Source organism: Bradyrhizobium sp. STM 3561 (assembly GCF_045571455.1).
GTDB lineage: Bacteria > Pseudomonadota > Alphaproteobacteria > Rhizobiales > Xanthobacteraceae > Bradyrhizobium > Bradyrhizobium vignae.
This window is the reverse complement of sequence record NZ_CP120695.1, coordinates 5,444,140-5,469,927: the sequence shown is the minus strand read 5'-3', so window position 1 is coordinate 5,469,927 and position 25,788 is coordinate 5,444,140. Positions and strand designations below refer to the sequence as shown.

General features: G+C 58.0%; 21 protein-coding genes and 6 pseudogenes. 7 read left to right on the top strand and 20 right to left on the bottom strand.

Going from position 1 to position 25,788, the window contains the following annotated elements; genetic code table 11:
• Positions 1-1,034 precede the first annotated feature (1,034 nt).
• The 3 genes from P6U28_RS25890 to P6U28_RS25880 all read left to right on the top strand — a co-directional run bounded on the left by P6U28_RS25890 (position 1,035) and on the right by P6U28_RS25880 (position 3,727).
• Entirely contained in the window at positions 1,035-2,021 is a 987-nt protein-coding gene (locus tag P6U28_RS25890; RefSeq protein WP_122401233.1) for a DnaJ family molecular chaperone, read from the top strand.
• A gap of 91 nt (positions 2,022-2,112) precedes the next feature.
• On the top strand, positions 2,113-3,141 hold the full coding sequence (locus P6U28_RS25885) for an agmatine deiminase family protein (RefSeq protein ID WP_122401234.1): 1,029 nt from the start codon (positions 2,113-2,115) through the stop codon (positions 3,139-3,141).
• Between the two features lie 16 nt (positions 3,142-3,157).
• Positions 3,158-3,727, top strand: coding sequence for a hypothetical protein (locus tag P6U28_RS25880; RefSeq protein ID WP_129145799.1), 570 nt, complete (start codon positions 3,158-3,160; stop codon positions 3,725-3,727).
• Between the two features lie 678 nt (positions 3,728-4,405).
• Here P6U28_RS25880 and P6U28_RS25875 read toward each other — a convergent pair.
• The 6 genes from P6U28_RS25875 to P6U28_RS25850 all read right to left on the bottom strand — a co-directional run bounded on the left by P6U28_RS25875 (position 4,406) and on the right by P6U28_RS25850 (position 13,185).
• The gene (locus P6U28_RS25875; RefSeq protein WP_122401236.1) at positions 4,406-7,477 is read right to left on the bottom strand and encodes a UvrD-helicase domain-containing protein; all 3,072 of its coding nucleotides are present in this window, start codon (positions 7,475-7,477) and stop codon (positions 4,406-4,408) included.
• Positions 7,478-7,612: 135 nt separating this feature from the next.
• Entirely contained in the window at positions 7,613-9,781 is a 2,169-nt protein-coding gene (locus tag P6U28_RS25870) for a phage infection protein (protein ID WP_407120213.1), read from the bottom strand.
• A 259-nt stretch (positions 9,782-10,040) separates the two neighbouring features.
• On the bottom strand, positions 10,041-10,763 hold the full coding sequence (locus P6U28_RS25865) for a DUF6602 domain-containing protein (RefSeq protein ID WP_122401238.1): 723 nt from the start codon (positions 10,761-10,763) through the stop codon (positions 10,041-10,043).
• Positions 10,760-11,698: an ATP-binding protein gene (locus P6U28_RS25860; RefSeq protein WP_122401239.1), complete on the bottom strand. Its 939-nt coding sequence runs from the start codon at positions 11,696-11,698 to the stop codon at positions 10,760-10,762. Before P6U28_RS25860 ends, P6U28_RS25865 begins: the two co-directional genes overlap by 4 nt.
• Entirely contained in the window at positions 11,698-12,213 is a 516-nt protein-coding gene (locus P6U28_RS25855) for a hypothetical protein (protein WP_122401240.1), read from the bottom strand. Before P6U28_RS25855 ends, P6U28_RS25860 begins: the two co-directional genes overlap by 1 nt.
• A 6-nt stretch (positions 12,214-12,219) precedes the next feature.
• Positions 12,220-13,185 (bottom strand): CBASS oligonucleotide cyclase, encoded by a 966-nt coding sequence (locus P6U28_RS25850; RefSeq protein ID WP_122401241.1) that lies wholly within the window; start codon positions 13,183-13,185, stop codon positions 12,220-12,222.
• 131 nt (positions 13,186-13,316) lie between these two features.
• On the opposite strand from P6U28_RS25850, the gene P6U28_RS25845 reads away from it, so the two are divergent.
• The gene (locus tag P6U28_RS25845) at positions 13,317-14,195 is read left to right on the top strand and encodes a WYL domain-containing protein (protein ID WP_122401242.1); all 879 of its coding nucleotides are present in this window, start codon (positions 13,317-13,319) and stop codon (positions 14,193-14,195) included.
• 38 nt (positions 14,196-14,233) lie between these two features.
• Here the strand turns inward: P6U28_RS25845 and P6U28_RS25840 are convergent, their stop codons facing one another.
• Complete coding sequence (locus tag P6U28_RS25840; RefSeq protein ID WP_122401243.1) at positions 14,234-14,464, bottom strand: hypothetical protein; 231 nt, start codon at positions 14,462-14,464, stop codon at positions 14,234-14,236.
• Positions 14,465-14,559: 95 nt separating this feature from the next.
• Here P6U28_RS25840 and P6U28_RS25835 point away from each other — a divergent pair, with 95 nt between their 5' ends.
• Entirely contained in the window at positions 14,560-14,778 is a 219-nt protein-coding gene (locus tag P6U28_RS25835) for a hypothetical protein (protein ID WP_407120212.1), read from the top strand.
• Positions 14,779-15,123: 345 nt separating this feature from the next.
• On the opposite strand, the gene P6U28_RS25830 is transcribed toward P6U28_RS25835, so the two are convergent.
• From P6U28_RS25830 to P6U28_RS25805, 6 genes and pseudogenes are all read right to left on the bottom strand, one after another.
• On the bottom strand, positions 15,124-15,765 hold the full coding sequence (locus tag P6U28_RS25830; RefSeq protein WP_407120211.1) for a Shedu anti-phage system protein SduA domain-containing protein: 642 nt from the start codon (positions 15,763-15,765) through the stop codon (positions 15,124-15,126).
• Positions 15,762-15,986 (bottom strand): hypothetical protein, encoded by a 225-nt coding sequence (locus P6U28_RS25825; RefSeq protein ID WP_145986953.1) that lies wholly within the window; start codon positions 15,984-15,986, stop codon positions 15,762-15,764. Before P6U28_RS25825 ends, P6U28_RS25830 begins: the two co-directional genes overlap by 4 nt.
• A 324-nt stretch (positions 15,987-16,310) precedes the next feature.
• A pseudogene (locus tag P6U28_RS25820) lies at positions 16,311-16,489 on the bottom strand (DNA polymerase IV); the annotation flags it as partial.
• Between the two features lie 68 nt (positions 16,490-16,557).
• Positions 16,558-17,266: pseudogene (locus tag P6U28_RS25815) on the bottom strand (SOS response-associated peptidase).
• A 3-nt stretch (positions 17,267-17,269) separates the two neighbouring features.
• A pseudogene (locus P6U28_RS25810) lies at positions 17,270-17,718 on the bottom strand (hypothetical protein).
• Between the two features lie 45 nt (positions 17,719-17,763).
• Positions 17,764-18,156 carry a hypothetical protein gene (locus P6U28_RS25805; RefSeq protein WP_407120210.1) on the bottom strand — a complete coding sequence of 131 codons (393 nt, stop codon included), beginning with the start codon at positions 18,154-18,156 and terminating at the stop codon, positions 17,764-17,766.
• A 146-nt stretch (positions 18,157-18,302) separates the two neighbouring features.
• Here P6U28_RS25805 and P6U28_RS25800 point away from each other — a divergent pair.
• A pseudogene (locus tag P6U28_RS25800) lies at positions 18,303-19,239 on the top strand (Ku protein).
• A 104-nt stretch (positions 19,240-19,343) separates the two neighbouring features.
• On the opposite strand, the pseudogene P6U28_RS25795 reads toward P6U28_RS25800, so the two are convergent.
• From P6U28_RS25795 to P6U28_RS25775, 5 genes and pseudogenes are all read right to left on the bottom strand, one after another.
• Positions 19,344-20,491 (bottom strand): annotated as a pseudogene (locus tag P6U28_RS25795) (YihY/virulence factor BrkB family protein).
• Positions 20,492-20,551: 60 nt separating this feature from the next.
• Positions 20,552-21,724, bottom strand: coding sequence for a sensor histidine kinase (locus P6U28_RS25790; RefSeq protein ID WP_122401248.1), 1,173 nt, complete (start codon positions 21,722-21,724; stop codon positions 20,552-20,554).
• Between the two features lie 99 nt (positions 21,725-21,823).
• On the bottom strand, positions 21,824-22,030 hold the full coding sequence (locus P6U28_RS25785; RefSeq protein ID WP_145986954.1) for a hypothetical protein: 207 nt from the start codon (positions 22,028-22,030) through the stop codon (positions 21,824-21,826).
• 307 nt (positions 22,031-22,337) lie between these two features.
• Positions 22,338-22,826, bottom strand: a complete 489-nt coding sequence (locus P6U28_RS25780; RefSeq protein WP_244607999.1) for a GGDEF domain-containing protein — start codon at positions 22,824-22,826, stop codon at positions 22,338-22,340.
• Between the two features lie 235 nt (positions 22,827-23,061).
• Positions 23,062-23,670 (bottom strand): annotated as a pseudogene (locus P6U28_RS25775) (cache domain-containing protein); the annotation flags it as partial.
• A gap of 287 nt (positions 23,671-23,957) precedes the next feature.
• Here P6U28_RS25775 and P6U28_RS25770 point away from each other — a divergent pair.
• Positions 23,958-24,119 (top strand): hypothetical protein, encoded by a 162-nt coding sequence (locus P6U28_RS25770; protein ID WP_160118754.1) that lies wholly within the window; start codon positions 23,958-23,960, stop codon positions 24,117-24,119.
• A 6-nt stretch (positions 24,120-24,125) separates the two neighbouring features.
• On the opposite strand, the gene P6U28_RS25765 is transcribed toward P6U28_RS25770, so the two are convergent.
• Entirely contained in the window at positions 24,126-24,389 is a 264-nt protein-coding gene (locus tag P6U28_RS25765) for a hypothetical protein (RefSeq protein WP_407120209.1), read from the bottom strand.
• Between the two features lie 99 nt (positions 24,390-24,488).
• Positions 24,489-25,760, bottom strand: coding sequence for a DUF892 family protein (locus tag P6U28_RS25760; protein WP_122401253.1), 1,272 nt, complete (start codon positions 25,758-25,760; stop codon positions 24,489-24,491).
• Positions 25,761-25,788 lie beyond the last annotated feature (28 nt).

Below are 25,788 nucleotides of genomic sequence, written 5' to 3'. Positions count from 1 at the left end.
ATCACCGCAGTCTGCTTTGCGGACTAACGAGACGAACCGTGCGTTCGAGGAGCATCTGGCCGACTTGCGTCAATCCCTCCTCTCAGCTCGCGGGAGACGACAGGCCGCCGTTGCGCACCGGAGGAATTCGCGGCGTCTCGTATTCACCCGACTTGTCGAGGGAGGCATCGTACGACGAAGATAGGCTCTCCGAAAGGCTGGATTTGAACTCGGACAAAGCCGCTGTGTGCGACAAAGGCCTATCTCTCGTTGGAGTCTCCTGGCTAAACCACCTGCACGATAGGTTGCCGTGGCGGACGAGACAGAGCACGGTTGTCGGACATGCTGATGGTGTCAAGGCGCTGGCTTACTCTCCCGATAGTCGCTACGCGGCAGCCAAATCTTGAATGGGAAGGCGTGAAGGCGGGCGAGTAAAACAAGTTCAGGTCGTACCTCCGTGAGAACGTGACGACCCGTCTCGCGTAGGGCGACAATCGCGAATTGAGCCCTTCTCTTGTCGTGCAGCTCTCAAGTCTCTGAATAAGGTCACACGGATGGCTAACGAACCAAGAAAGGTCGGCCGCCACTTCGTCCATGATGGTCTTCATCGCTGCGTCATAAGCCATGATGCGCACGCCACGGCTGAGCATCACGTCGAACGACCCGCTATCAAGATTCAACAAGGCAGCGGACGGCACCTCCGACCCTTGACGCGTCCTGGTTCGTTCACTAGGATAAAATTCGATAAATAATTGTTATTGTTGGATAAATTTGAAAAATGGCGAGCGACAATATAGCTGGCGTATCGGGTAGCATCCTAAAAAAGCTCTACCTGTTTCCTGGCATGGTTATCCAGTGGACCATGTACGTCTCGGTCGGATCGAAATCATACAGCCAGACGCAACAACAAACACGGTTAGCTCGCAGCCCCTTCATGACATTCGCTTACTCTTCGATGTTTTGGTTAGCTTTGGCTGCGTTTTTGCTGGGTGCTTTAGAACGGTAAAGAAGAGTCGCGTTTGCGCAGCATCATCCGCTGAGGGGGCGGCGGATACATGGATCAAAGCCGAATATTCAGATTGCTAAAGAAGAAATTCGCAAAGCAGCCCACTCAAAAAGACGAAATTACGCGCCAGCTCGAAAGAGAGAGAGGTCTCCGAGTTCAGCTCATGCGAATCGGAGTGCCCGCACAACTCTCTTTTTTTGCAGTAGGTTTAGCTTACCCCGACAGCAAGTACATGCTGATCGAATTCATTCCTTTAGTGCTGCTCATTCGATGGTTTGCGTTACAGAGCTTACGTGTCGCTCGGAATTCCGATGGTCGGGAAGAGAATTTCCTGGATGCCGCTGCCCGTGTCCCACGAAGAATTCGAAATGGCGTTACCGCCGACAGGATTCGCGTTATGTCAAAGACGAGATATCGCGGTGTCCGCTGGCCCTTCTCGGTTCTGATCCTCGAACAACGGTGGAAGGCGACCAACGGCCAATTCTTTCTCGTGATAGCACCTGATTTTCATTGGTGGTCGGGCGGATCTATTTGGTTCCCGTGGCACTGGAATTCTGGACGGAATGCTGAACTTCAATTCTCGCGGAGCACCACCGGGCGGCCAGATAGGGCGTTTTGTATCAAGCTTAGCTTTCCGGGAAGTCGAGAATGGAATCTGAGATTCAAAGATGAGAACGACCGAGAGCGAGCTTATCAAGCCCTTGCCTCGATCCGTGGCGGCAATAGGCCGCCGGAGAAGAGCTCCCGGAAATCAGCGGAGCCGGATGAGCCAAACAGAAAAGTCGACTACGAGAAGGCGAGAGTTGATACAAGGTCTCCAGAAAGGGCAATCGAGCAGAAGCGATGGCATGATGTTCTCCGAGTTTCTCCTGAGGCTTCTTCAGAGGAGATCACAGCCGCCTATCGCGACGCCATAAAGAAGTGCCATCCGGACAAGGTGGCAAATCTCAGCGAGCTCATAAAGAAGGCCGCAGAAGATGAGGCGGTCAGAATAAACAAGGCATACGAGGAGGCACGAAGCTCACGCGGATTCTAAGAAGCGATTTCGGTTTTAGGTTGGTCAGCCGAAAGCTCGGCCGGTTTCCCGACATTGCAGCGAGAGCCAGATAGAGCGGGATATTGCAGTAATGTCGTACAACGAAATCAGACTTCCCGCCGAATGGGAGCCTCACGCCTGTTGTCTGATGGCTTGGGCCATACACCGGGAATGGGGGATGTACGCCGATGCTGTCAGGCGCGAACTCCACGAGGTTGTTGTCACCATCGCCGAATATGAAACGGTTTACCTGCTGACACCGTCCGACCAAATTCCGGAGGCCAAGCGCCAGTCATTTGGACCGAACGTGGAGATCCTATCGGCTCCCGTGGACGACATCTGGATGCGCGACATCGCGCCGACGTTTGCGGTGCGGGGTGATGCAGTCGTCGCTGTTGACTGGAATTTCAATTGCTGGGGCTCAACGCGCTCCGCACGCCCTGGAGATGCTCTCGCCGGCCCCTTGGCCGCAAGACTGGGGCTGGCGACCATACGTGCACAGTTTGTCGCAGAAGGAGGAGCGTTCGTGACCGACGGCGAGGGTACCGTTATCGTGACCAAGAGCTGCCTGCTGAACGAAAACCGAAACCCACGAATTGGTCGCAGTGCGCACGAGCAAATGGAGGAAATAGAGCGTGGGTTCTCCGCCGTCGGCGGGCGCAAGATCATATGGCTTGAGGGCGACGCCGATGAACCATTTACCAGTGGCCATGCCGACGGATACCTGCTCTTCACGTCGCCCGGAGCAATTCTGGTCGAAGCGCCCGATCCAGAGATGCCCACGCCCAGAAATCGGTCAAGAGATATCGACGTGCTTCAGAGCGAATCCGACAGTCGAGGTAGCGCGATGACTGTAAACTCGATCCTTCCGCCTCGCAGGCGGCACTGGCGGTTTCGTGGCCGCTCGTTTGCTCCGTCATACCTGAACGCTTACCTGGCGAACGGCGCAGCCATTACTGGGAAGTTCGGAGACCCAGAACGGGACGAGGCGGCGCACTCCGTGTTGCAGAGATCATTTCCAGGCCGAGACATCCGGATGCTGAGCATTGACCACATTGCTCTCGGTGGTGGTGGGATTCATTGTCTGACGCAGCCGATGCCAAGCACGTCACGGAAATAAATGCGGGAAGCAAAGAATGACGCCCACGCCGATCAAACATAAATTTCGGAATCACGAAATAAACCCTGCAACGAGGTGCCTTATCATTGGAACGTTCAATCCGGATACACCCAAGAATACCGCTGACTTCTTTTACGGGACGGGAAGAAACGATCTGTGGAGCCTGTTGCCAGCAGCCTTTGGAGTAGAGGGACATCTAAAGGGTAAAAATCGCAATCCGGAACGGCTGAGGTTCACGCGGGAAAGGGGTATCGACTTCGTCGATATCATTTCAGAGGTGATGGTAGACACTGATCGCGCCCATCATCGAAAAGACAGTTACATCGGCGGACGCGTCTCGGTCTGGCGGGATGTTACGGGACTGATGGACGAGCTACCAAACCTCGAGCGAGCGTGCTTCACGAGGAAGACCTTCAACGACGTTCCCGGAATTGAGGATCATGTCAGGAAAATTGCTTCGTATTGTGATGGAAACAACGCCCGAAACAGGAGAATCGTTTTCCGGTGTCTTGTTTCACCCTCGCGCCTGGCGCCTGGAAAGGACAAGCAGAAGGAATGGAGCGCCTTTTTAATGAGAGCGCGATAATCTGAGTGTGACACGACGCAACGATATGGGCGACTGGCGCGGTGAAATCCTTGGAGGCCGCACGGTTAACCTTGGATAGGTCGTTCAGCCCCGCCCACCGAGGCAGTCCGTTGAGTTCACTTACGTGAAAATGCCCGCTGCCTTTCACGATGCCTGAGGCGCGCTTCACCTGGCCCGGCGTCATGGGCGTCCTGTTACGGGCCGCGAGCACCCTTACTTCTCTACACCCCTCGCTGCAGGTTACGCGCGGGCAGTTTTCGGACATGCTTAGGATGCTTGAGGCGAAGCGCCTCAAGGAGCTTCATTTCACCGTTGAGGACGGACAATTGGACTTCATTGGTGGGCCCGGCAGGACTCGAACCTGCAACCAGACCGTTATGAGCGGGAGGATAAAGCCTGCCTTCGTTGATTTTGCCGGGTTTTTGTTTGATGTCGATGGCGTTCGTTGCGCTTTGATCATCTTATTTCTGGTGCGAAACTGGTGCGGTAATCAGGAAACCGTGAACCCGGATCGAATCTCTATCTCCGGCCAATTCACGCCTAAGGCTACTAGGGTCGTGGAATGGCGGGACCAATATTCTAATGCAGCCGAATCGCGCTCAATGGCTGCTGCTTCGGTCTCGCAACTTGCCTGCTCGCTCCCCGCTGCATGCCGGCATGCTTGCCGGCCCCCTCGGATCAGCCGTCCTTTAGGGTGACACCATGGTCTCGGCAGACTCTTAGAATTCTCTGGACGTCGGTTTTGCCTAAGTCAGAGCGGGTCCAAAGATCTCGCTGTGAGAGGCGCCCAAGATCTCTGAGCCTTTTCAATCCCATCTGCTTCAGTATCGAAATGACCTGCTTGGAAAAGCCGGCATTGCCGATTTCAGTATCGGCCAAGTCGTCTCGCAGCGCGCGCTTCTCGGCTGCGTTCGCTCGCTCTTTTAAGGAATTGATCGTCGTCATGCTGAGGTGCTTTGCGAGGGGCTTCTCGCTTGCATTGATCAAGTCATGCAAGGATCGAATATTCAAGGAGTGCAAAATCGCCAATTCGCGGGTTGTAAGACCGAGCTTCTCTAGTCCTGAGGCGCGGGATCCATCGTGTGTGGAAGACCCATCACCAGACGGGTCACCCCGCAGCTTCGTCTCCGCGGGCGGCTGCCTTTTGCGCGTAGGCCTCGGCCTAAGGCTCGGCCGCAGACCCAGCATTGCCTCGGCTAACCGTATCTTCATCACGTCGCGAGCTAAGGGGCCAAACACCGCTGTGCCCGCGCCCGACTCGAAGTCATCGACCAGTGCGCCGATGTTCTTCCATTTGAGCCTCCGTTGTGTTTGTCCCTGTATCATTCCCCGACCGTCAACAAATTCCTCCAGCTTTTCGAGGAGTTCGGCATCGAGACCCCGGGCGTAGGGAGTGAAGATGAACTCCGTTCCGGTCAGTTCGCGCAAGTTCAGGGTTTCGGTGTCCGGAAATTCCTGAAGGAAGCCGGGCACCCCGAGGTTTGCCAAATCATCCATATCAACAACATCGGACCACTGCGAGACCGGCGACTTCAATGCTGCCAGCCAGCCGCACAGCTTTCCCGAAAATGACAAAATGAGCTGGCTCTTGGCGCGCGTCATGGCGACATAGAACTCGCTCGCATTGCGGAACACCTCCTGCTCAGGAGCTCCGCGCGGTGGAAGCTGGCTTTCCCTGCAATTCACGATGATCATCGTGTCGAACTCATAGCCCTTCGTCTGCTCGAGATCCGACAGGAAGCGCGTTCCATGCAGAAATTTCGATGCTCCGTCGAGGACTGGTATGCCGATTTCATTGCCGTACTGCTGAACCTCGAATCCGGAATATCCGACGATAGCGACGCAGCCTGAGTGGCTCGAGCCGCGCCGGGCTGCGATCTCGTCGTTTGCGTCGAGCAGCTTGAGCGCGGCAGCTATTTCTATGTCCAGTGATGGCGCTTCGAGTACGAGCGGTTCGGCGGATGATCGATACGACAATTCCGGATCCGAAATCTCAAGCTCACCTTGCTCAAAATGAGATTCCGACAAGTTCAGCGTCAAGACCTGATGAGCAAACTTCAATATTTCCCGGCTATTCCTGTAATTGCGGAATATCCGCGAGGATCTGCCCTTCACGTCGATGCCGGCGGCGTCGAATGATTGATGTTTTGGAAGAATGGATTGTGCGGCATCACCGCAGAGAAATAGATCGTTCCTGTCCGGCCTCACAAGCTTCCGGAGAATTGACAGCTCGACGCTTCCAAAATCCTGCGCTTCGTCCACCAGAATGCACCGATACCGGGATGTGATCTTATCGAGATATCTCGTCACCGCAGTGACCAGACCCATGTAATCGATGACGCCGACTGCGGACATCTTGCGTTCCCAGCCTGTCAAACCCTCCAGAATGGAGGTCCTATGCTGCTCTAGAATTTTATACCCGCGCCCTGCGCGTGTAATCGAGTTGTATTCAGGCCGCTTGTTGAGTCCAAGCGCGCTACGAATCCAATCGAACTCTTCCGCGATATATTTTTCCGCGTCGATGGACTGCGACGTCAACAGACGGTGCATTGGACGCAGCACCTCGGCGTCCTTGACGTTACTGAGGCAGCGGTAAAACTCGCGGTAAACTTCGTCCTTGTGTTCTTCGAGGCCCCAGGTCACATCACTGTAGAGCTTGGCATTTGCCGGTTCGAATTCTTGAAGCAGCTCTTGGCAGATTGAAAACAGCGATTTGACCTCTATTCTGCTTCTCAATGCGAGATCAGAGCCGCACGCGTGATCAACAATTTCTGAGATGAACTCACAAAGAGCGCGGTTTAAACTTAATACAAGGATCTTTTCGTTCGCGTATTCGCCTGCGAGGCGTATCGCTCTCTTCACAGCAATGCTGGTCTTGCCCGACCCTGTTACACCGGACAGTTTTGCTGGACCGTTGTAGTCCGCAGTAACGTGCCGCTCCTGTTCGGGATGCATGAACAGGAACCAGTCGAAGGGGTGTTTCGTCTCTATGAAACGAGCTACCCATTCGCTGTATTCCTTCGAGCCCAGTTCGACCTTCCGGGTTCCATCGCCCATATCGAGTTCCAAGAGCTCTTCAGGCGAAAGCTCGGCGAGGGGCTTGAAGCTTCCGAGGTGGTGGAGCGCGCGATTTTGAGCCTCCTCGATCAAACCGCCATTTAACAGAACTAGGATATCGAACAGAGCGGACCGGAGAGCTTCGTCGCCTACCTGAACGAGGCAGTCTCGTATGCTCGTATCGCGGCTTCCGGCTCTAACCTGGCGAATAGCCTGGACCTCCCGGTAGGGGCGGTGGCCGAGTAGGCGCTCAAGCAGCTCCTCAGGCAATCTCTCGATCAGCACCCCGGACCAATTGTCCGGCTCGTTGCTTATGGTCACACCGCTTTCGCTATCGGAGATTTTCGTTCTCCCGAGCGAAGTGCCCGACACGGCACCGATCGTCAGGCCCCGATGTCTGTCGAGCCATGCGTCGGCCTCCTCATGGTCTCCGATGTAGAGCAGAAAGATGCATCCGTTTCCAGCAATCGTGACCAGTCGGCAAAATTCCTGCAGGTCATACTTCACACATCCAGCAATCCGGCTCTCGCCGTTCTTGGTCTTGCGGAGGCTCTGAAACGGATTGTCGAACAACCCGACGCTGCTGCGCATTGCCAAGACTTGGTCGGCGGCCTTGCTCTTGCGCCCGCCGACGAGTTTCATAGCCCGCAGAGCCTTCAGGAATTCCTTTGTTTCATAGATTTCTACGTCCATTACAATTCTCTAGAATCAATCGACTAGTTTACAAAGAACCCAACGCACCACCAAAGATCGCTCCGCGTCGGTTCGGGTTCGGCGATCCGCACACGCCATGGCCCGCCGCGGCCTTTTAACAAGCGGCAAGCCACCTTATTTGAGCTTCGTCACATCTTCGTACAGACGCTTGAGATGTTCGTCCGACATGTCGACGATCGGTTCATACATGAACGAGTTAACGTGAATATTCTCGGGCGTCATAAGGGCGACGCGATCTAGACAATTGATCTGGGGCGTGTCGTTTGGAAAAATTTCCTTGAACTTGCCGATGAGGGCTTGAGTCTGATTGTACTTGATCGCGGCTAGAAAAACGGCGTCATTGAGTTTAGCAATCATGAAGCGTTCCGCAGCCAGGCGCGTTGCTACCGCGAGCACGATCTTGTTCTCCAGGTTCAAGCCTGCGGATCCTCCGAGGCATTTTTCGGCTTCTTCGGTGATGAGAACGTGCACCAATTTGCCGGCGTCCTGCGAAGTGCCGGACGTCTTACATACAGCGTTGTAAATGGCATCTAAATCTCGCACTGAGATGCTCGGCGAGTCGGACCTCCAATGCAGCATGGAAGTTAGTTTCCCGTAGTGGGGATCAGTCTCGCCCGTTGTCATCTCGACTAGATTTCTCAGGAAACAGATCGAGGCGATTTTCTTTTTCGCGTCTTTGAAGAAGTTTACCTTCCAGTCATTTGCAAAAACGTTCCGTATTCCGGTTGCTTGTGCCAGCGATACGCCCTGAGCATTCTTCGATGCCATCAAGCAGTTCGGATATCCCACGAAGCGACCTTCGATTGTCCGGAAGAAGTCAAAGTTGTGCGTCATTATGATCAGCTTAAAGGGGCCAGCCTCGCTGATGTCCTTCAAATACTGAATGATCGCATATTTGTTTGAGTAATCAAAGGAGTCTGCGATGTCATCGACGACGACCAAGGTCTCCAGGCCCACCTTGATCCGGCGTTGCACTTCGAAAATGACGTTAAGGATATACAGAGCCTTGCGTTCGCCAGTGCTGAGGACCTGCACGAGCTCCCGCTTCTCAACGTCTGCAGTCTCGGTGCCGTCGATGTAGGTAAACCCGAGATCAATGATCTCATCCTCACCCAGCATTACCTCGATGCGATTTCGCGCCTCCAGCCGGAACGGAACGAAAAAGCGGTCGTTGAAGATCGCAATGGTCTCTTCCCATTGCGTGCGCTGCTTTCGGGCCTCGTCCTCGATTTGTTTTTTGCGCTTTGCAGCGGCATCGTATTTCTGCATCAGATCTTCATAGTGATCCTGATGTACCTTCAGATATGATTTCAGAACGTCTTCCCTGAACTTTGGAAGATTGTTCATTCTGGAGAGCAGGGTCTCGTTCTCCTGAAGATAACGGCAGAAATCACGAAGTTCGGAGTTTCGCTCGAGCTTTTTCGAAAGCGCGTCGAATGATTTCCGGAGCTCCTTGTCCTTAAGAATGGTCTCCTTCTCCTGCGCGATTACGGCTTCGAGTTCTTTCTCTGTTGCAATCTCCTTGACCCCTCCCGATGCCGACCTCAGCGTGACAACGTGTTTCGCGTCGAAGAAGCCATTGCTTGCCAGGCTTTTTGCGATCTGACCGGCATTGTAGTAGTCGAACATTCCTTTCTTGAAGTAGGTCGAGTTCGCCATCAGCTCGTTATATCGCCGGATATAGTCGCCCACTTCGTCCTTTAGGTCGTTGCCTTCCAGGGCCGTTACGACCTTGTCGGCGAAGATGATGTCGTAGGAAACTTCAGAGAAGGGCGCGTCTTTCTGTTTTTCCAGCTCGGTCCGGATACGAGTAACAGCTGTCTCAAAGTCGCTGCCGTTGGTGAAGGCACCAGCAATCTCGATCTCGAAATCGCGCTTGGAAGCAGCCGTTTGCCGGATATCCTTTAAAAGGACAGCCTTCGCGTCTTCGATGTCGACGTGAAGCTGCTCGTACTCTTTGCGCAGCTTTGCGTCGACGAGAAGTGTAGATGTCTTTTCAGTGGGGCCGAATTCCGAATCATAAGGTAGGACGACGAGGATACGGTCCCCATCGATGCTGTTACCCGCCTGGTCGGTGATCTTTCGGACCGTTTTGCGGCCGGTGAAAATCCGATCTTGGGAATCGGCACCTGCTGCCGCGTCGGCGAACGTCTGGGCTAGCGACGACTTCATCACGCCGTTTGGGGCATAAATGGCGTAAGCCTTGGTCTTCTTGAAATCAAAATCCTTTGAGAGGGCCTTGATGCCGTAGCAGTGCTTGAGATCAATTGAGACGCGGTCCATTTGAAAGTTCCTACTCTTGGTACAGGCAATAATGTTGCAGGTCGTTACCAAAGGTCAGATTAGCGCAGCGCAGTCCAAAGCTCTGAACGGGCCGCCAGTCTAATGTGGCATCATCACCGGCCGGGGCCGAACACAAGTCCCAGCACAGCCAATGATCCGGCGCGAAAATGGTCCGGAAGAGGCAGCGTACCCTGATCTCATCGTGATTCGCATTCATCGCGCAATCTTGCTCAACACCTTTTGTTTAGCCGCTAAAAGCCTAGGCCAGCCAACGCGCGTAGGCCTGGATGTCGATCATCGGCACTGTGCCGCTGAACTGCAGAGTCGAGATGAGGTTGAACAAAAACGCAGTCGCAGGCCGTCCTTCCCTGGTGAAGATGTAGGAGCTGGTCTTCGGGTCGAACGCAAAGTGGCCATGTGCGGCGACGCAGCCCATATTCAAGCGTTCAATTGGATCGGTAGTTGCGAGGACATTTTCCAACGGAGTGCCGAAAGCAGGAGTCCAATCGCTCTCAAATGTAAGAAGCCCTCCCAGGATGGGGATGAGTTGCTTAGCGGGATAGGTGCCGCCGGCGTGCGGGATGGGGAGGCTCGTGCGGTGCAGCCGCCGTACAGTTGCGATCTTCTTTTGCGCATATTCGACCTGGGCCGCGTTGATGGCCTGCTTGGCCTCAAATGCAGCATAGACGCTCTCCGCGGGAACGATGGTTTGGCCCTGGAACTTGAATATGAAGGGAGAATACTGACGATCGAAGACGACGACATCGATTTGGTCACTGAACTTCCCCTGACTATCGACTACGTGGGCTGATGCGGCCTGATAGCGTTGAGGGAGGTATGCCTGCAGCATGTCGAGCCAAACCTGCTCGCTCGCATCTCCCTTTATTCCAGGATGCGCAAAGGAGCTTCTTGCAATTGCGAGCTTCTGCTGAATCTCGTCGTGCAGCCCGGACAACAATTGGGTTAAGGACCAGCCGCTCACGTCGATTTCTCCTGAAATGGCGGCGTAGGGACTATCGCCCTGGCGATGTCAACAGCGCGCACTGCGGTGACGGCTTTCGTGGGGTAGGCGTCCAGAATGATGGCGGGAAGGAGCCGTTGTGTCAGATCAGAGAACGTGCATCCATAACGGATGCCCGCCGCCGGCCCTGTGGCCGTGACGACCTGTTCAATATGTGCCGCTGAGAAGCCGAGTTCGGTAAGTATCCTGCTTAGAACAGCGTGGCGCTGGGCGCCGTCTGGCCTTTGGAATTGCAGGATCTCGGCTGCGCGGCGCCGCAAGGCAGGATCCAGCGCGCCAAGCCGGTTGGTGCACATGATCACAGCGGCAGGCAGCGCGCCATTTCCGATCCGGTCTACGCCGCGGATGAATGCATTCACGCCAGCGCGATCTTCGTGATGCATTTGGGTCGCCTCGCGGGATTGCGCGAGCGCGTCGGCTTCGTCGACTAGCAGGATGATGCCACCCCGGGACTTGCCGGTAGCTGACTTTAGTTTTGAAGCTTCAGTCACCGTGTGGTCGAACGCGGCGGAAATTAGCTGGGTCATTTCACCGACACGACCTTGCCCTCTAGTGGCAAGGCTCAGGGGAAAGAGAGTTACATCGATATTTTCCTGGCGCGCCACCTCATCGCCAATTGTCTCGGCAAGTTCCGTCTTGCCTGAACCGACGTCCCCTGCGAGCACCACGAGCGGCGGCCGTCGCAGGATGCTACTCAACGAACCGTTCAGTTGCGGGTGATGGGCTTGAGCCCACTTCTTCAGGCCATCGGGATTGATCAGCAGGCCGAGAATTTTCATGAGACGCTGCTTGTGATCATCCAGCCCGACGAGAGCGGCGAGCCGCTGGCGCGCGAGTGGATCGGGGAAGGTTAAGCGGCTCTCAAAGAGGTCATCAAGGGTAGGCTTCATGTTCATTACCAGCTCCGAACGCTCTGACGGTTGAGGGCTTGTCCGCCCGCCGAATAGGTGCGGTCGGCTGAAAAGTAGCCGGACACGCCCGGATTGGCGGAATCGCCGCGCGAGAAGGGCAGCAAGCGATGCACTGCGGCACGTGTGGCCTCGCTCGCGGTGAAGTAAGCTGAGGAATATGTCAGGAACGAACCAAAGCTGGCGTTGCTCACGTCAGCACCCGCGCGCACCTTTCCCGGATCGTCGTCGTTGGCCGTCATGCCCTGCAGGTCCTGCGCGGTGTAGCGCAGCGTTGGCTCGATCCAGGAGCCGTTCCGCTGGAAGCCGTAGGTGACTTCGGACAGGAACCCAGCCTTCAAAAGCTCGGTGAGTTCAGTCTCGTAGTTCGCGATCCGCATGTCGCTCGGTTCGCCATAGAATCGCTGCACGCGCTTGAGGTCAGTCGCAACTTTGGACGCCATGTGCCGCGCATGCGTCACTGTGAACGCCGTGGTTGCCGTCAGTGCGTAACTCGTGCTCATGTTCTCTCAGACCTGAAATGAGGATCCAAAGACTAGCTGCCAGTACCGAACTGTTTCACCCTTGGTTGGCGCGGCGAGCGCCGCATCAATCGCATCGCCCGCGTCGAGTGCGGCATCGACAATCGCGTCGGCCTGTTGCGCCGTATAAAGACGGCTGACGTTGTTCACCGCGTTGACTGGATCGATGATCTTCACAGGCTCGGTGATCGTGCCGGCGCTTGAAACGGGGTAGTAGTCGCCGAAAACGATGAGCTGGCGGAAATTGCTCTTGGCGACGTAGGTGAAGAAATGCTGCAGCGCCTCCGGATAGTCCGAGAGATTGGCCCCGCCGTCGGCGAGATGGGCGAGGACCAACTCGACCATGAAAGACTTGAAACGGAAACCTTCTTGCTCGTTCTTCAGCTTGCGCGTCCAGAACTTCAGGAGACGGGCAACTTGCGCGAAGTCCTTTTCCTGTGCCGCCTTCCGCTTGCGAATGAACTCAAGGTGGTAGGGAATATTGGTCTTCAGGAAGGAGCCGTCCTCCTGGCTGACGAGGTTGCCATACCAGTCCTTGTCGCCGTCATAGAGGATCGGGACAACGTCAACGTCGAGGCCGGTGCCCTTGAAGGACACGGTCACGCTATAGGTCTGCGGCTTGACCTGGTCGGGCGAGAAGTTCGGGAATGCCTTGCGAAGCCGTTCGGCGAGGTATTCGATCAGTGCGCTGACATCCTTGGGCGCGTTCGCTCCGCTAATGTAGCAGGCCACGTCGATGTCGTTGAGCGTGCGAAGGGCGGTACCCTTGGCAAGGCTGCCCGACAAAAGCATTTTTCGGAGCGAAAATTCCGGGTGTTCGGCCAGATAGGTTTCAAGCCGCTCACGCAGACGACGCACTTGCGCGCGGTACTCGTCGGCCTGCTCCTTAGGAAGGTTTACCCGTTCGGAAGCAAAGCGGACGATGTCGGCATGATCGACGTGGCTGCGGCTCATCGTTGAATCCAAAAGCAGTCTGTGCTGCGGCCAACCGAATCGTTGACTACGCAGCGGAGATGGGTCTAGTCTTCCTATGAATAAAGAAACTATATCTGTCAAGAAACTTTACTGATAATCGGAGTGCCGCAGTGGACAAGTCCCCCGCCAAGCCCCGCTGGGGTGCGGAACAACGTCTTGAATTCATTGAGTTTCGTCTATTTTGGGAGGGGAGCGTCAACCGCTCCGACCTGAAGGAGAGATTCGGGGTGTCGATCCCCCAAGCCTCCGCTGACCTAGCCCAATACCGCGAGCGGGCTCCGGAAAACCTGCGGTACGACAGCAGCGGCAAACGCTACCTTCCGTCGGACACGTTTGAACCGCGTATCCTACGGCCGAATGCCGAACGCTATCTCGCCCAAATGCGCGCCCTTGCTGAGGATGTCATATCGCCGCTCGATACGTGGATGCTTCCCCTCACGGACGTGGGGGTGACGCCGATTCCGTCACGGCGAGTGGACCCGGAAACTCTACGCTTCTTCCTGACAGCGATACGGACCCAGCGCTCCGCACATATCGAATATCAGTCGCTGAACGATAGCAGGCCAGAACCCATGTGGCGCTGGATCACCCCACACGCGTTCGGTACAGATGGACTGCGATGGCACGTACGCGCGTTCTGTCACATCGAACGTGCTTTCAAGGATTTTATCATCTCAAGGTGCCTCGCGGTCGGCCAGACAGGCGCGCCTGAAGCAAAGTCATCTGATGATCACGATTGGCACAACACGTTCACCGTTGTCCTCGTGCCCAACCCAAAACTTTCCGCCGCGCAGCAGAAAACGATCGAGCGCGACTACGGCATGAGCAATGGCCGTTGCGAATTGAAGGTGCGACTCGCCTTGCTTTACTACTTCGACAAGCGTCTTCGCCTGGACGTTGCGGAGAAGCAGGACCGGCCAAAAGAGACACCTATAGTTGTGGCCAACAAGAAAGAGTACGATAAAACTTTACGGCGAATCGCATATTAGCCGACGTTTTGAGGGGAGCGGTGCAACCCACCTACTTCTCAGCATTCTTGATGGGTGAGCAGGCCGAGACTCCACCGCCGACCGTGGCGGAGGTGCTTGAGCACGTGGCGAATTGGCTTTTTAAGAATGCGCGCAGGCCGCTTGCGCGTCCGGTAAATTGGCCAAAGCTCGCAGAGCCCCTTGTGTTTCCGGGCGGCGAAAAGATCCAGGTGCTCCGCTGGCAAGATGAGATTGAAGAACGGGATGTCGCCGCTGTCCGGTTCGAGCATGGCGACCTTCAGTCACGGCTCCTCTGGCGAACCGACTGCATCATTGTGCGTTCTGAGAAACCGCAGCCGACTATGCGCTTCTTCTTTGGAAGAACATGTTTCTTCAGGCGCAGCGTTCCAAGGCTGCCGATCAAGACAGCCAGCCCGCTGACGTGCCGGGGATTGAAACGACAGACGAGGCGATTGACGGCGCACGCAACGATTTCACGAGCCGCATAGAAGTACTCGACGGTCGCGCCTCAAAGGAGGCTTCTCAATTTGAACAGCGGGAACTGTTGTATGCGGCTTTCAATTGGTTAGCGACGACGTATTAGAACGCGCGCACAGGAGTTGAGAGGTGCGCTGATTTGGACCACTCCTGCCGGGAAAGCTGCCAGTTTAGGTACAACGCCCATCAGTCCGAAATCACCATGGGTATGTACGCGGCTGACTACGAAGTGACCTACCGCGACGCCCGTGTGAAGCTAAAAGAGCATATCGGATACGGAGTGAGCACAGAGCCGCGCCATACCATTCGCTTAGCCTTTTTCTTCGACGAGGCCTCGCGAAAAGTAATCGTATGTTGGGCAGCATCAGGCTACCCGAAAGTGGAACTGAAACTCTAGCAGACGCTTGGGCAAGCGCGCCTGCAATCAACCAAAACGAGCTGGCCGTATCGTTCATGCCTGCTTTGCCTGCGCGATTTGTGAATATCGCGAGAGTCGATAACGAAGATCGCGGGCTAGTTGGTCAAAGGTTACTACCGAGACCTTCTTTGAGTGTACTACCGTGTGATCCTGGCGCCATTTCAGGCGAATCTTCTCACGTGCCTCGAGCTGTTGATCTCTTCCGACAACAACTAGTCCATTAAAACTTACATGTCGTGCCCCGAATCGATTTTCATAATCGTCCGACTTCTCCATATCACCAAGCTTCCAGAACCAGTCCAGAACTTGTGAAAGTCCGTGCTCAAGGCGAGGTGCCCATTCAGGTGTTGCCTTCTTGCCTGCCGTGATAAACAAGCTGTTCGGCTTGGCATCCTCGAATTCCACCAAAAGATAGCTCTTCGACGTTGAGTCTCCGATCGCGAGATCGCAGGCAAAGTCGCCAAAGATGTCGTACTCGATTGCGATCCGATCCGGGTTAGCAATATCGGGCACATACGTGCTTATGAACGACGCGAGCTGTGTGTTCTTCTTGAAAAAAGGTAGAATGTCGTCTCGTTCGCTGAGCTCTACTTTTGAGCGGAGTAAACCGTGGAATGTATCGAGCTGCACAGCGCAGTCATCAAACGAAAAAGTGTGAGAAGCGAACGTCTTCATCTTCGCTGCTTCCCGGAAGCAAATTTTTCGAGGCCTTCGTGAGTAACGATATCCTCAATGATCAGCGTCTCATTTTCCCCATATCGACAAATGATCCGGAGCCGGGGATTAACGCGAATAACGAAGAACGGCTGAACCCCGGCGGTCTGCGACTTTACAACTTTGAATTTTTCGCGCCAGTGAGCAAAGTCAGCTCTTTCGAGTTCTCCAAGCGTATGCATGACCTTCGCGCTCTCCGTTGGGCGGAGGTAGCGAAGAGAATGTTCGACTCGTTCTTCAATTATTAGGCGCATGGATGACCTAGGACCTATCGAAAAGGCTGTGGTCGGTGGCTGTTCGAACCTAACATTTGTGCTCGTAGCCTTGAAGTCGGATTGTTTCCGCCGCTGCGCTACGCAGGGGATAATCTCACTTCTCAGGCCTCACGCCTTTGCTACGTATTCCGTGTCCGCTCCAGGCATGTCATCGATGAGTTGATTGTCGGGCACGGGCCTTTGCAATGCAACTACGCCCTCAACTTTCCGAAGCCCGAGGTGATCCTCTCCGAGATAGGCCTCGGCCAGAGACAGAGGCTGGATGATTGGAGTGTGCTTGCGAATATCTCGCGGATTTACTGCGAGGCCGCCTTGTAGACCTCGAAAAGCAGCTTCACGTAGATCAGATCCGGACATTGCTGTCTGACCGTCACCGACGGCATTGCCGACCTAACTCCGAACCTGCGCGCCAAAAGGCGTCCATCGGTGATCTTGCGTCGGGTGAGCGAGGGCTCTGCCTGGTCGTCGTCTCCGTCCGTCATGCTGTCTGCCCAGCCGGGTCTTCCTTCACGCCGCGGGCCACGATCCGGAGGCTTCGATCCGGAAGGGGCCTTTGGAATTTCAGGGCCTCGTCCGCTGGGGCTGTCATCCAGGACTCGACCTCGTCCGGCGTCGTAAGGATCACGGGCATGGCCTTGGGGTGGATGGCTCCGACCTCGGCCTTCGGCTCTGTCGTCAGGAACGCGTAGAGGTCGTTGGTCGTCTCACCTTCTTTGACCTTCGTCCAGATGCCGGCGAAACAGGCGAGGGGACGAGTCTCATCGAGCGCGAACCAAATATCGCCGCCCTCGGCCTTGTTGAACTCACTGAACGAATTGAACGGCACCACACAGCGATGCTCGACGCCGAGCCAGCGGGCCCAGTGTTTGCTCTTCACATTGCGGATGTTGGTCGTGCCGCCGTCCGGCTCCAGTCTGAGCAATTCCTTGAAATATCCACCGCCTTGCCTTTGGCCTGCAGCTTTTCCGCTCGTTTCTTGGTGGCGTCCATCAGCGCCTTTGATGATGATGGCATCCCCCACCGCGCCGAAGCGAGCTCGCGGCCCTTGGCTCCGTTCCGTACGATCGGTGCTTTGTAGTCGGGAAAAACCCCGGGCATCGGCGCCAGATTGCCGACGTGTCGATTCAGACGCGGAATAGCGCGCTGATCGCGGCTTGGTTGGTCGTGATGGAATAAAGGTTGCACATCGGTCAGGATTCGGTTCGAGGGTGGCGCGGCTGCCACGTCAACTGTAGCAGAGTCGCGGATGGACGCCGGTCCGCCCTGGCGCATTTGCGGCAGCGCAGCCGGCTGGCGAGATCGTGCACGAACGTAGTCGGCCGATGCTTCATCGCCGCGAGGTCCACGTCGCTCGGCGTCTTGCACCGTGCGCACCTGATCTCCAGCCAGGGAAAGCCTCCGTTGACGGCCTGATCGATGGTCGACGACGATCGATCGGTTCGCCGTCACTCCACATCCGCTCGTTCCAGCTTTCGCAAAGCAGCCTGTCCGCTTGCTGGATCATGGCCTCGCCTTTGGCCCGCATCTCCGCCGATTGGGTAGCCAGGATGTTTGCCATCGCACGTGCCTTGCCGAGCTCTTTCGCCAGAGCCTTGCGATCGCCGCCCGACAAAGGCGTAGGGTGATACTTCGGCGCCATCCGGACATCCAGGTGCAAAGAGATCGGATCGCGAATCCTGAGCGACTACGGCTCGAACGCTGGCCAGCAGCCGTCTTCCTCATGCCGGCCGCTGCGCTGCTGGCAGGTGTTGTCGAGCAATCGCTGCGCCACGTCCTTCCAGAGCGCGTTATCTCCATACAAGCGGACGGCATCGGCCGTCTGGATTTCCACGGTCCGCTCGCAGCGGCGGCAGGAGACGCGCAGCACCCGGCCCTTAATTTCCGAAAGGCGTCGATGTCTGGCCTGGGCCAAAGTCGCGCCGGCGCGAGGGTCTTTGAGGACCGATTCCCAATATTCGGCCGAGGGGGGCGTATCAGGACCCGCAGCGGACGGCGCTCGTCTCCGGCCGGCTTCGGCGGCCAGTTTTTCCATCTGCTTCGGGGTCGGCATGCGCCAGCTCGCGGGTCGGTCGGTCATGCCCGAATTAGAACATAGCAAGAACAAATGTCGAGTCCGACTGGGGCAGCCGCTGAGAAAAATCCTCCTATGGGACGGGTCGCGGTGTCGGAACCCAGCCTGATCGTTCGTCTTGAATCAGGTATCAGTATCGGAGTTCCCCCGGCATGGCCCCCCGCGCTAACTGGAAAGGCTTCCTGCGTCTTTCCCTGGTCATGTCCGGTCGCGCTCGATCCGGCACCTCGGAATCCGTCTCGTTCAACCAGCTGAACCGAAAGACCGGCCATCGGATCAAGTACGCCAAGGTCGCGCCGACACCGGCGAGGAGGTTGACAACAAGTACATCGTCAAGGGGTACAAGGTCGATACCGATACGTTCATCGAGGTGACCAAGGAGGAGCTTGAGAACGTCGCGCTGGAATCGACGCGAACGATCGAGATCGACGAGTTCGTCGACCGCAGCGAGATCAATCCGCGATATCTCATCCGGCCCTACTACCTGCGTCCCGACGGTAAAGTCGGGCACGATGTCATTCCGGAAACCATCCGCGAGATGAACAAGGTCGCGATCGGTTGTGTGGTGCAGACCAATCGCGAGCACATCATTGCGCTCGAGCCGCTGGACAAGGGCTTGATCGGAACGCTGCTGCTACCCCTACGAAGTCCGTTCAGCCGATGAATATTTCGACGACATCCAGGATGTCAAAGTTACCAAGGATATGCTCGATCTCGCCAAACACATCGTCAATCAGAAGGCGGGCCATTTCGAGCCGGACAAGTTCGAAGACCAGTACGAAACCGCCCTCATCGAGCTCATCAATCAGAAGCGCGCCGGCAAACCCATCACCGCCAAAGCGAGTCCCCGCGGCGAGAACGTCGTGGACCTGATGGACGCACTGCGCAAGAGCATTGGAAGAGACGCGACCGGGCCGGACAGAGGCGCCGAAGAAAGCAGCCAAGACGCCGCGCAAGGCGGCCGCTGGGCAGAAGCAAATGCTGATGCCGATCACTGGCAAAAGATCGGCCAAGGAGACGGCGAAAAAGCCCGCCGCAAAGCCGCAGCGAAAGTCGGCCGAGCCAATCGTGAAGCATCCGGTGTGCTGAGCGCAGGCTGCAGACGTTGGAAACCAAGCGATCCTTGAGGTTCTACGCAGGTTCCTGCGGCCATTTTGCACGGTCTCGAAATGCGGGAGCGGCGTAGGGCATGATCAGCCGCTGCACGCTGCGCCCGTGTCTGCCATGCTAGCGCCGCGCGCGCCCATGGGCTTCTCCGCGCCTGTCGTCGTGTCACGCACGGTCTGGTGCTCCATCTCGGCATCGAGCTCGGCTCCGAGAAGGATCACGATCGCGGAGATCCACAGCCATGTCATGAAGCCGATCGCGGCGCGAGCGATCCGTCGGTCTCCTTGAACTTGCCGAAGTTGGCGGCGTACCAGGAGAACAGTGCCGACGCACCGAGCCACAGGACGGTCGCGACCGCGCTGCCCCAGGTAATCCAGCGCCAGCGCGGCGCCTCACGGCTCGGGCCGAACCGATAGATCAACGCAGGCGTCAGACCGAGGGTGACGGACATCGCGGGCCATCGCCCGATGCGGACCAGAAGGTCCGCGGCGTTCGAAAGGCCGACGAAGTTCAGGAACAGCGGCAGAACCACCACTGCGCCAAGTGCGGCCAACACGAACGCGATCCTGGCAACCGTGAAGGACAGGGAAAACGATATTGAGCTTCACGAAGCCACGCTTCTCCTTCTCGCCGTACACGATGTTGAGCGTATCGAACAGAGACTTCATCGCGGCGTTCGCGCTCCAGAGCGAGACCGCCAAGCCGATGACGAAGGTCACACCGAGGGCTTGATTGCTCTTCGACGCGACGCGCGTAAGCCGATCCCTGGCAACGTCGATTGCGCCGCCCGGAAGGAATCCGGAGACCTGATCGAGGTGTTTGGCGATGCTGCCCGGATCGGAGAAGAGGCCGTAGATCGCTACGAGAGCCGCCAGCGCCGATCGCGAGGATGCTGTAGTATGTCATGCCCGCCGCGAGCGCCAGGAGGCGGTGCTCGTCGATGTTGCCGTAGACGCGCTGCAGGATGTCCTTCCATCCCTTCGCAGGAAATCTCGGACGGGATTTAGCCTCCCGCCCTCGATCTCCGCCCTCGGTCGCCAGACCGATCGCCGAGGCATTGCGATCGGCCGCCTCTTTGCGCTGAAAAATTTCGTCTTTGTCGCGCCGCGCCACGTTTTCAGGCGGGCATAAGCGATCCTACAAGCACACCACCGCAAGAAGTTCCCAGCGGGGCCTCCAAGCTCCATCCTGCGCCGTTCGTGTCCCGGGCATGCGACATCTGGATCTTGGCCATCGAACTCTCCACGGAAATCAATCGCACCGCGGAGAATGAGTTCCTGCTCCGATCTTCCGATCAGTTGCGCAACGCGCTCAGCGGCAGCGAAATCCGGACGCGGAGGCCGTCCGTCGACCATTCGCGGTCGATCTTGCCGCCGATCCTGCCGATCGTAGTTTCCACGAGCTTGGTGCCGAATCCAGTCTCCGAGGGAGCCTTCACCGAGGAAGCGCCCTTTTCGTTCCAGACGATGTCGACGGCGTCGGCCGTGACCGCCCAGGAGATCGTCAACGAACCGCGGTCGCAGTTGAGCGCTCCGTACTTGGCCGCGTTAGTCGCCAGTTCGTGAAAGACGAGAGCGAGTTGGTTGGTGGCCTGTTCTCCGATCGCGAGGTCGGGGCCGGAGAGAGCGGCCTGGCCCTGCTCGTGCGGTCGAAGGATGCGCGCGATCAGGTCGCCGAAACTGGCGACGGCGGAGACGTCGGTGCCGAAGGACCGTCGGATCAGAGCATTGGCCTGCGCCAGCGCGTGCAGGCGGCCGGACAAGATCTCGGCCAGATCCTCCTTGGAGGCCGCGCTACGGGCGGTCATCCGGACCATGCTGTCGGCGACCGTGAAGAGATTCTTGATGCGGTGGCTCATCTCGCGCGTCAGCGTCTCCTGCTGCTGCAAGGCGAGATTGAGGCGCTGTTCAGTCTGGATCATGCGCAAGGCCACGCCGGCGAACGCCGCCAGTTCGGCCATAACCCGTGCGTGCTCCTTGTTGAAGTGGCCCGCATCGGCCGCCACCAACCAAAGTGTGCCGATGGCATCGGCCCCCTTCACCGTCAGCGGCACGAGCAGCACCTCCGGCACCGTGATGCCGGCCTCGCGGATCCAATCGTAGGCGCGTTCGGGCCGTTCCATGAGGATGGGTTCGGCGAGGTCGAGGCATACGCCGCAAGGACTGAAATTCCGCGGCGTCGTGGCGCCTTCGAAGGTCGCGAGTTCGCCGGCAAGCGCGTGCCAGCGGAATCGGCGGGCCTCTGGCTCGAAGATGCTGATGCCGGCCGAATGGGCGCCGCAGATCTCCATGCCCAGCTTGACGAGGTGCGCCAGGACCTCGTCCGGATGATCCGACATGACTTCCGCCAGATTCTGGATCGCGAGCTTCTCGCGCAGGAAATCGGGTGCCGCCGCTACACGGTCGGCGAGCTGCTCGGTGATGAACACCGTCGCGATCGGCTCCGGTAACTGAATGTGCGATCGCATGGCGAAGGACTCGAAGTTGTCGGAGAACGATAGCCTGCCACCGCGGCGGGGTTTGTTCCAGCACGATCCACCAACGCGGATCGACGACGCGATGTCGCACTATTTTTTGGATGGACGAGCGTTCTGAAGTGTAGTGGCGTGCGCGGGCGGTCGCGGCCTTCCCGTGAGGAAGCTCTCGATTTGCGCGACGTTCTCGGCGGCGACGGCCTTCTTCAGCAGCATTTCCCGGTGCACCTCGTCGGCGGCGTCATCCGCGCGCTCGCGCGCCAACTCAGCGGCGACCCGCAATCGCTCCGTCAGCGACATCGTATGCATGAAGCGCCGGCGCCGCTTGTTCGCTACGTCAGCCATGAGAGTCGACTACCATCATCGGAAGGTCGCCAGCCATAACGCATGTGAATCGGGACGCACATCTTGGATGCACTGCAACGGAAAGGATACGCCCATTCACTCGGACCAGGTCCGCTCCCGGCAACGGCATTCGAACCTCAGAACGGTACGACCGGCACCTGGATTGAGGCTGGATTGAGGAGAGACCAGACAAGTTCGAACTTGCGGCTGCCGCGCGGACACGACTTGTCGGCCCTGGCTTCGGGTGTCGTCTCGCGATCCTTCAATTCGATTGCCTCATCAGCGTGGCGGTTCTCCGTCTGTACGATTGGACGGGCTCCGCTTCAATGCGACCAGCGTTGGTGGAACTCGGTGGCTCTCGGAACCTCTGACCGCTCTGACTCAGGCGCTTTTGGTGCGCGGCCAGGTGACCCACGGCGGGTTCAAAGCGTGCAGCATGCCGACGTTTGCGGAGCGCCCGGCGCACATTCTCGGCGACGAGCTCGCAGCCCTCCGCGTCCGTGTTCGGCAAAAGCAGGACGAACTCCTCGCCGCCGTAGCCCGCGGCAAGATCCGAGGGGCGGCGGACCCGGGCGGAGAGGATCCGCACGAGCGCGCGCAGGCAGGCATCGCCGGCCTGGTGGCCATATTGGTCGTTGAACTTCTTGAAGTGATCGACGTCCACCAGCAGTAACGAAAGCGGGGTGCCGTCGCGCTTGGCGCGCGCCCGTTCTTCCGCGAGCCGCTCGTCGAAATGACGGCGGTTGGCGATGCCGGTGAGCCCCGTCGGACGTGGCGAGCGCGGCCAATTTGTCCTGGAGATCCTTCTGCTCGGTCATGTCGCGTGAGATCGCCACCACGCCATCGATCTCACGGGTTTCCGACAACCGGGTGACCGCAGCGCCGTCTCGACCCAGATCTCCTTCTTCCGGCGATGATTGGCGCGACAGATGATAGCGGCTGCTTTTTTGGTAGAAGCTCAGTCGCTCCTGCCCGTCCAGCGGCGACTTGAAATAATAGGCGCCGGCGTCCGGCCGGTGGCCCATGGTCCGAAACAGCGGCGAACCCGACATGTCGCGCCCAACGTAGGCACCGTCCTCGTCGCGACTTCGGGTCAGCATGGTGCCGTCGGCATTCAGCAGCGCGACCGCGCCATTGGGCCCGATGTCGAAGCGCCGGTAGAACTGCATGAAATAAGCGAGGTCGACGCTCGTCAGCACCACGCCCGCGAAGCTGCCGTCGGGACGATTGAAACGGCGGGATGCGGTGATGATCCACTGGCCGCCGGACCGGCTCTTCACCGGCCGGCCGATCAACGTCCCGCGGTCCGCCGAGGCACGATGGTGCTGGAAGTAGTCACGGTCGCTGTTGTTAAGGCTCGCGAAGTCAATGTCTTCGGTCGTGGCGAGCCACCGGCCGGTTTCGCCGTAGACGAAAATGCCGCGGACGCGTTGTCTGTTGTACTTGCGGGCCTGCAGGAAGGTCTGGATCTTCGTAACGGCGGCCGGGCTCGTTCCGCCGACCTCCATCCGGTCGACTATGCCGGCAAGGATGGTATCGGCGAGTTTGAACGTATCCTCGGCGTGCTGCGTCAGCGACTGGGCGAGATTGGCCATATCGACTTCGGCATTGCGCAACTCGACTTGGCGCGCTTCCCATTCGCGCCATCCGCTCAGCGCCAGAATGGCGACGCAGGCCAGCGCCACGAAAGCCGCCGCCCACAACGGGAAGCGAGCTCCTTTTCGCGCAAGGTCCCACCAAGGGCTTAACGGCAGGTTTGCGGCCGCGGCAGGATGCCGCGACCGGGCAAGGGTCGCTTCACGTGGTGTTCGGGATCTTACGTTTCATGGTAATCGTTCGTTATCCAGGCGCAACCGGGCCGCGAGAAGTGGATTGGATCGCCATGGAAGACGAGAAAGCCCGACTGCTGGCTGAGGCCCGAAGGTGTCGCCGCCTCGCGGCTTCGATCAACGATCAGGAAACCGCCGCGCGGCTCAACGCGCTGGCGGAGGACTACGAACGGCGCGCCAACACTTCGCAGGCCGGCAAGGATGAGAACGAGTGAGCTCCCTCAAAGATCGCCCGATTTGGGCCCGGTAGCGGCTGGCGGGACAATGCGCAGCAGCATCTGTGGACGCTCCGCGGACCGGGGCGCGGATTGTACGAGCGTTCGCGCGAAGCCCGATGATCGTTCCAGCAGGGTCTCGCTCTCGCCCACCATGCGGTAGCTGCGTTCAAGAATTTCCAAGTGCCACCTCGAGAACGGATCCGGCGCTTTCAGCATCGCTGCTCGATAGTGGCTTGCGAATTCGAGATAAAGCTCAGCGTTCCTCATGAAGTTTACCCTTCGACGGCTTCACCACTTGGATCCTGCTTTCGAACTCGCATCATCCGCCGCCGGGATTGGATCGGCAGCCGGTGCACGCTGGCTGGGTTACTGCGCCTGTTCGATCGCGGCAGGCATCTTCGCGACCGACATCAGCGACCGTGCGACCTGGTTCAGCAGTTGGTCGGCATTCTCCTCCTCCGCCAGAGACTTCGACAGCAGAGCGACGACGGCACTGTGGCGAAGCTGCTGCGCGATGTTGCGGGCGGTGGTGTAGCCTGCGATCTCATAGTGCTCGACGCGCTGCGCGGCTCCGATCAGCGTCAGGTCGGCGGCGGCGTCTTCCTTCTCTTCACCCTCTGCGATGATCTCCTCGCCTTCCTCGATGAGCCCCATCATGCCCTTGCAGGGCTTGGCGCGGGCCGACTTGCCGAGCAGTTCGAAGCATTCGTTGATGCGTTCGATCTGGGCTTCGGTCTCGGCGAGATGCTGCTCGAACAATTCGCGCAATTGGTCGTAGCGCGCTGCCTCGGCCATCTTGGGAAGCGCCTTAGTCAACTGCTTCTCGGCATGCAGGAGGTCGCGGAGTTCGTCCATGAGCAGGTCGCCGAGACCTGCCTCGTCCGCGGGCGCCGAGCTTTCCGTGACAATGGTGCTCGTAGGACCCGGGTCCCCGGCCTGGATCGCGGGCGATTCGGTGAAGACCCATTCGCCACCCTCGTTCCAGGGCCCACGGGTATCGATCTCGCCGTGGTCGCCGGTGCCGGTGGAATCATTGAAGAACTGGTCGACCAGGCCGGGTGTCGGCGCGATGCGGCCGATGCTGAAGGCCGGCTTGGCCATGCTTTCGAGCGCCAGCGCGAACGCCTTCATGTGGGTGATCTCGCGGGTCATCAGGAACTGGAGGGCGTCCCTGGTACCGGCATCCTCGGTGAAATTGATCAGCCGCTCATAGACGATCTTGGCGCGGGCCTCGGCGGCGATGTTGCTGCGCAGGTCGACGTCGAGCTCGCCGGTGATCTTGAGGTAGTCGGCGGTCCAGGCGTTGCCCTGCGAATTGAACAGGTTCACCCCGCCGCCGCCCGCGATCGCAATCAGCGGATCGGCTTCGGCTGCCTGACGGTCGAACTTTGATGGCTTGAGGTGCATGCGGGCCAGCGTGCCGACGACTTCCAGATGGCTCAGCTCCTCGGTCCCGATGTCCATGAGCAGGTCCTTGCGATCCGGATCCTCGCAATTGAGCCCCTGGATAGAATACTGCATCGCGGCGGCGAGTTCGCCGTTGGCTCCGCCGAACTGTTCAAGAAGCATGTTGCCGAACCGGGGGTCCGGCTCATCGACGCGGACGGTGAACATCAGTTTCTTGACGTGATGGTACATGGGGAGCCTCGGCTTGGTTGAACGGGAA